Source organism: Paenibacillus farraposensis (genome assembly GCF_020736845.1).
Lineage (GTDB): Bacteria > Bacillota > Bacilli > Paenibacillales > Paenibacillaceae > Paenibacillus > Paenibacillus farraposensis.
In genome coordinates, this window is sequence record NZ_JAFFQR010000105.1 from 406,506 (window position 1) to 413,212 (window position 6,707).

Sequence of the window (6,707 nt, forward strand, 5' to 3'; positions counted from 1 at the left end):
GATGTCGCGTAAATCGCCCTCCACCGTCGCAAAAGCGCGAGAAATCAGAGCAGCGTCCTTCCGAGGACCTGCACTATGACCGATGATCTCTCGATTAAACAGGTCCACCAGCACGCAAATATAGTGCCATTGGTTCTGGACTTTCACATAGGTCAGGTCACTGACAACGAAGCGTTTGCTTTCCGTTTGGGTGAACTCGCGGTTCAGTGTATTGGCTGTAGCCGCTTCATTACAGGCGATTTTATGGGGCTTATATTGTGCCACCGTGTAGGTTGAAACGAGTCCATGTTCTTACATGATTCGACCGATCCGCCACCTGGAGACGACGAATCCGCGCTCATGGAGCTTGACTTTGATCTTGCGCGTGCCATAGGCTTTTCGGTTCTTGTGGAAGATATCCACAACCGCTTCGGTTACATCGTCTTCGGTTGCCTGTTCTTTGGCTTCGTAGTAAAACGTACTTCTTGCGATTTGCAGGACGTCACACATTACTGATACCGAGTATTTATCACGATTGTTCTGGATGATAGCTACTTTCGTGCCATGATCAGCGCGGCTTACTTTAGAATATCGACCTCCATTTTGAGGCGTTGGTTTTCTTTGCGTAAAGCAATGAGTTCATTCTCTTCCGCAGAGCGATTGTCCTTCTCGGAAAAGGAACCTGTTGTCTGAGCCTGTTTGATCCAGCGATCCAGAGCTGAGGCTGTGAGCCCATATTCCTCCACAAGGGCTGCTCTGGTTTTGCCGTTCTCGTATAACTGAACCATTTGTTTTTTGAACTCTGTTGTAAAGGTACGTCGTTGATTTGGCATTGTAGATAATCCGCTCCTTAGCGTAATAGGTTTATTCTACAAGCCCTCGTTTTTGTTGTCCAACTAAGTGTAGCCGATCCATCCACAACGGGGACCGCAAGGTGGGCTCCCAACTAAGGAAGCAGTTGTCGCAGAGATTCCTCTGTGATGGCTGCTTTTTCTGTTATAGTCACAGTTGCAAGCAGCGTAGCACTGGAGTTGGGAAATGACGTAACTATCGATGTATTATCGGCGAAGCTAGAGGTTTTTGCACTCCTTCGTCCGGGTCACGATTGCCGCAGCGGTTAGTGACGTACTTGAGCTTTTTCCTTCCGCTATGCTTAACGTTTCCCATCATGGAGTAGTAGGTGCCGATGGTTTTTCGGCATTCCCCACGTACAATCAAGCCCCTCAGCAGATACGCCCCGGGCTAGTGCTTGTTGCCATCCATCTTCTCCTGCAAGCTGGAACGCTTCCTTCGAAATGAACTCAGGCAGGATTTGCAGCCTTTCTCGGCGAGTTCCGAAAATGTATGCAAATGATAAATACTGGTTATTATAATTATCAAAGTTAATTAAAGATTTGTGAGGTAGCCTATGCCACTCTTTAAAAGGATTTTTCACGGAGCCTTTTGGAAGCAATCGCATAATAACAAACCTATACAAGATTTCTTACCGTCGCAGCAAGCCGATGACTCAATAAAAGAGCATTTGGAAGAAAACGAAATGAATATCAAAGTGATTTTCGCAAATTGTCCGGATGTTATATTCAGAGCCTTTAAAATCAAGGGGGTCCAACAAGCGCTGCTCGTCTACCTCGACGGATTAAGCGATACGGATTTGTTGGATACACATGTATTGTTGCCCTTAATGCAGATGAAAGAGACTGAAGAAACTAGCATTGAACTGCTTCTCGAAGAAAAGCTGTCCATTGCTGATCTTACAATTGTTTCCATGATGCATAAAGCCGTTTCTGAAATTTTATCGGGAAATCCCGTATTATTCTTCGATCATGAACCGCGGGCAGTGGTTTTAGGACTGGCAAAATGGGAGAAACGCTCGATTGAAGAACCGCAATCGGAATCTGTCGTAAGGGGTCCGCGCGAAGGGTTTACAGAAAGCATAAGTGTTAATATGATGCTGCTTCGCCGTCGAATAAAGACTCCGAACCTCAAATTTCAGCCGTTCAAACTGGGGACTGAAACGCAGACTCAAATTTTTTTAGCGTACCATAAAGGAATCGCAGAACCAAACTTGATTGAAGAAGTCACGAATCGGCTTCGTAAAATCAATTTAGACGCTGTATTGGAGAGCTCGTATATTGAGGAATTAATTGAAGATAACCCCTATTCCCCATTTCCGCAAATTCTAGAGACCGAAAGAGCTGATGTTGTTTGCGCCTCCTTACTTGAGGGACGTGTAGCGATTCTTATCGACGGAACGCCTTTTGTTCTGATTGCTCCAATTACCGTATTCTCCTTAATACAATCGGCGGAGGATTATTATTCCCGGTGGTTTGTTGGCTCCATCGTACGTATCTTGCGTTACGTTTTTATAGCGTTATCTCTTTTATTGCCGTCCATATACGTTGCAATCGTCACGTTTCACCCACAAATGCTGCCGCTGTCTTTATTGTTCAGTTTTTCATCATCCCGGGAGTTAGTTCCGTTTCCAACCATTGTAGAAGCGTTAATGATGGAAATCGCATTCGAAGCGCTCCGTGAAGCAGGCATTCGATTGCCCAAGCAGATAGGCGCTGCCGTTAGTATTGTCGGGGCGATCGTGATCGGTGATGCGGCGGTTCGGGCCGGCCTCGTCTCTGCACCGATGGTCATCGTGGTTGCCATTACGGGTGTTGCTAGCTTTGTCATTCCCCATTATTCGATCGGGTTGACTCTTCGGGTGCTTCGTTTTCCCATCATGATTCTCGCCGGATTTCTTGGGATCGTCGGAGTCATGCTGGGAATTATGGCGATTCTTCTCCATTTATGCACACTGCGATCGTTTGGCGTACCCTACTTGTCAGGTATCGCGCCGACCATTAGAGAGGATCTTAAAGACCAGTTGATTCGAGCACCTTGGTGGGCCATGAATAAAAGGCCGCACTTGACTGGAGACATCCGTACATTCAGACATGCCTCGCCGAAACCGGGTCCAACTCCACAGGATGATGATTCAAAATAAAAGGGAGGCCATTATGGAAAAAGGAAAAATATCAGCATATCAAATGTCGCTGATCATGTACCCCGCAGTTTTGGCAACAGTGCTTCTTTCGATTCCTGCACTCGTTGGCAAACTAGCGGAACGGGATATGTGGATCTCACCCATTTGGGCATCCGTTCTAGGCTATTTTACCGTTTGGATATCCTTTCGGCTGCATAATCAGTATCCCGGGGCTACATTGATCCAAATGATGGAGCAAATATTCGGAACCTTACTAGGAAAATTTATCGGTCTGCTGTATTTACTCTTTTTAACCTTCAATCTGGGCATCATGATACGGGAGTATACGGAACTTACTGTAGGCAGAGCTCTGTCCCTGACTCCTATGCCCGTAATCATCGGCAGTCTGCTTATCATTTGCGCGTTTACCGTACGCAGCGGATTGGAGGTTATAGGCCGGATGGCGCAAATTTGTGTTATACCTATAATCTTTTTCCTTATATTATTGACACTTATGATCAGTCCGGATTGGGATATTGAGCGTATGTTGCCGATTTTTGCCAATGGGTTACAACCTTCGGTTAATGGGGCATTGATTGTGCAGGGATGGTTTTCAGAATTTAGCCTGCTTTTGTTTATGTTACCCTACGTAAAAGACCCGGATAAAGCGAAGAAATGGGCAAATATTTCTGTACTGGCCGTGACTTTAACTATGTGTTTGGTTAATTTGACAACTCTTCTCGTATTCGGAAGCATTACAGGTAAAGTGGTCGATCCTTTGATGTCTACTATAGCGTATATTAGTATTGCAGATTTCTTCCAATCTATGGAGCCCGTTGGTATCGGCATTTGGGTGAGCGGATCTTGTATTAAAATCGCTATATTCGGATATGTTTTGTCTTTAGGTATCGCACAGTGGCTGAAATTGTCCGATTATCGTCCGATTGTGCTTCCACTTTATTTCACGCTCGTATTTCTTGCCCAGTTGGTTGTAAAAAATAGAATTGAATTGAACCATTTTTTAGCTACATTGTTTCCTTATTATTTAACTACATTCCAAACCGCCATCCCTTTGCTTATGTTGATCGTCTCCTTTTTTCTGACAAGAAAACATGCTATGAGAGTGAAACGATGAATTCGATTAGGTACATCATTCTCCTTACGTCGATATTCCTTACCCTCATTTTTCTTACGGGCTGCTGGAATTCCAATGAACTTAATCAATTGGCTATCGTTACGGGGGGAGGTATAGACAAAGCTGACGACAATAGAATTCGATTTACTGTCCAAATCCACGTTCCATCTTCCAAAAAAGATTCAAATGAATCACTCGGCAGCACGTCCATTCTCTGGGCCGACGGGGTTAACACCGCCGATGCTTTATCCAAGCTTCAAATTAAAAGCCCGAGAAAGCTGTTTTTTGGGCAGATGTACGTATTCATCATCAACGAGAAGTTTGCTAAAGAAAACGGCGTCCGCGATCAGCTCGATTTTCTTGCACGGGTCCCGGACACCCGGCTTCGCAATAAATTGTTTATCAGCGAAGATTCCGTAGATCAAATATTGTCTTCCAAAACCGAGCTAGAAAAGAGCAGCGTGGAGACACTGAGTGGAATTTCTAAAAAGCTGGTTGTGCCGGCCATTGATTTAAATTACTTCTTGCAGATGCAGGAGGATAAGGGACAATCCGCTGTCATACCCAAAATTCGCATGATGGAACCAGATCAGAAAGCAAGTAATTCTATGACCCCCGCAATAGTCGGCACTTCTATTTTAAAAAAAGATCGCATAGTAGGTGAGATTGATGTCGAAACGACTCGCGGTCTTATGTGGTTTCGCAATAAAATCGAAAACCCGATGATAACGATTGTCCTAGACGATGAAAAAGGTTCTGTGTCTTTTAAAACTCTCCATGCCCGGACAGAATTACTGCCTCGGATTGAAAACGGCGAATGGAAGATGACCGTAAAGACATTATCGTCTGTCGATGTGGTTCAAAATGCAACAAATCTGCAAATCCCTAAACCGGATGTCACCGAAATGCTTGAAAAGAAATTGAAGGAAGATTTACAAAAACGTCTGGAGCAGGTCGTTAAGCAAAGTCAACAGAAATTTAAAACAGATGTACTCGGATATGCCGAGGCTATCTACAGGAAATATCCAAAACAGTGGTATGCAAAAAAAGATCACTGGGATGAAATTTTCCCCGAGATCGAGACGGAATACGATCTCAACGTAAAAATTCTCAAACCGGGCGAATACGTCCGCCACCGGCAATGAAAGGGCAGTGATGAAATGAAATGGGTTCAGATTGCCAATGTTACTTGGATTCTCGCTTTAATTGTGCTTTACGAATGGCCTAAAATCGACAAGACCTTGAAAAGGGAAAAAAGAGCGTTTATTATCCTATGCGTGATCGCTTATGGTTTCTCTTTTCTACTTGTGCTTTTCCCTGACCTTTACAGTCCTGTAAAGGTCTTATTGACCCTGCATAAATCGTAGCTTACGAAAAAAATACAGAAAAAAAGGTATAGTCTCCTCAGTTTTCTTGAGTGACTGTACCCTTTGAGCATCAAAGGGACTTTTTCAGTGGTCTCGTATTGAACCGATCAGGGGTTCAATATGGTTTTAAGCCTGACCGAATGCTTTCTCCGGTTAGGCTTTTGTATGTTATGCTATTAAGTAGGAAGTAAGTATTTTTCGGAGGTGGTTAGATGCGTTGGGAAGAAGTTAGGGAACAGTTTCCTGATGAGTGGGTGGTGTGTATGATCAAGCTAAGCTTTCGTGTGTAATTGTTTTAAAAGCACTTAATGGGTGGTGAGAAAATGGGGTGAAGTCAAAATATTTTGTATTAGTTTCTCAAGAGTACGGCTACCTATGGGATAACGAAAATCCCTTCAGTTGTTGAATAATCCCCTAATTAGTTTTTCAATGCAAGATATTGTTAGCCGTTATTACAAACGGCTGAATACTTTCGAAAACCGCCTCAGGGAAAATGAATTAGAGTTAATCGTAGCTCAATGGATAAATGATCTGGTGAGAACTGGATTGTCAACAGTAAATCAAACAACTTTTTTAAGGGCTGTATGACGATAGTGAACTGGGGTCATGTACTCCAGGGTTCCATGGATTCGATGATGATTATACCAATTCACATAATCAAACAGCTCCAGTTCCAGATGACGAAGGCTCTGAAAATTCATCTGATACACAAACTCTGTCTTCATGACTTTGAACGTAGCTTCTGCCACAGCGTTATCGTAGGGGCAGCCTTTCATACTGAGAGAACGTCCAATGTGAAAGGTTTTCAGCAGTTCATCCATGCTTTGATTTTTAAACTCACTCCCCCGATCTGTGCGAAACCACTGGATGTCGCGTAAATCGCCCTCCACCGTCGCAAAAGCGCGAGCAACCAGAGCAGCGTCCTTCCGAGGACCTGCACTATGACCGATGATCTCTCGATTGAACAGGTCAACGAGTACACAAATGTAGTGCCACTGGTGCTGAGCCTTCACATAGGTCAGGTCGCTGACGACGAAGCGTTTGCTTTCCATTTGGGTGAACTCGCGGTTCAGTGTATTGGCTGTAGCCGCTTCATTACAGGCGTTTTTATAGGGCTTATATTGTGCCACCGTGTAGGTTGAAACGAGTCCATGTTCTTTCATGATTCGACCGATCCGCCGTCTGGAGACGACGAATCCGCGCTCATGGAGCTTGACTTTGATCTTGCGCGTGCCATAGGCTTTTCGGTTCT

The 6,707-nt window shown here is 44.4% G+C and carries 4 protein-coding genes and 1 pseudogene; 3 read left to right on the forward strand and 2 right to left on the reverse strand.

Annotation, left to right across the window (positions count from 1 at the left end):
• Nucleotides 1-812 (reverse strand): annotated as a pseudogene (locus JO375_RS18380) (IS3 family transposase); the annotation flags it as partial.
• Between the two features lie 575 nt (nucleotides 813-1,387).
• On the opposite strand from JO375_RS18380, the gene JO375_RS18385 reads away from it, so the two are divergent.
• From JO375_RS18385 to JO375_RS18395, 3 genes are read left to right on the forward strand one after another with little or no spacing between them, the layout of a single operon-like run.
• Complete coding sequence (locus JO375_RS18385) at nucleotides 1,388-2,974, forward strand: spore germination protein (RefSeq protein ID WP_377531017.1); 1,587 nt, start codon at nucleotides 1,388-1,390, stop codon at nucleotides 2,972-2,974.
• 13 nt (nucleotides 2,975-2,987) lie between these two features.
• Complete coding sequence (locus tag JO375_RS18390) at nucleotides 2,988-4,088, forward strand: GerAB/ArcD/ProY family transporter (protein ID WP_229525808.1); 1,101 nt, start codon at nucleotides 2,988-2,990, stop codon at nucleotides 4,086-4,088.
• Nucleotides 4,085-5,233: a Ger(x)C family spore germination protein gene (locus JO375_RS18395; protein WP_229525809.1), complete on the forward strand. Its 1,149-nt coding sequence runs from the start codon at nucleotides 4,085-4,087 to the stop codon at nucleotides 5,231-5,233. The genes JO375_RS18390 and JO375_RS18395 overlap by 4 nt, the downstream gene beginning before the upstream one ends.
• 782 nt (nucleotides 5,234-6,015) lie before the next feature.
• Here the strand turns inward: JO375_RS18395 and JO375_RS18400 are convergent.
• The coding region (locus JO375_RS18400) for an IS3 family transposase (RefSeq protein WP_229525810.1) at nucleotides 6,016-6,707 on the reverse strand (692 nt) is incomplete at its 5' end.

Bases quoted from the DNA above. Each gene is read 5' to 3' on its own strand.
- JO375_RS18395 (WP_229525809.1), top strand. From the start codon at position 4,085: ATGAATTCGATTAGGTACATCATTCTCCTTACGTCGATATTCCTTACC.
- JO375_RS18385 (WP_377531017.1), top strand. From the start codon at position 1,388: ATGCCACTCTTTAAAAGGATTTTTCACGGAGCCTTTTGGAAGCAATCG.
- JO375_RS18390 (WP_229525808.1), top strand. From the start codon at position 2,988: ATGGAAAAAGGAAAAATATCAGCATATCAAATGTCGCTGATCATGTAC.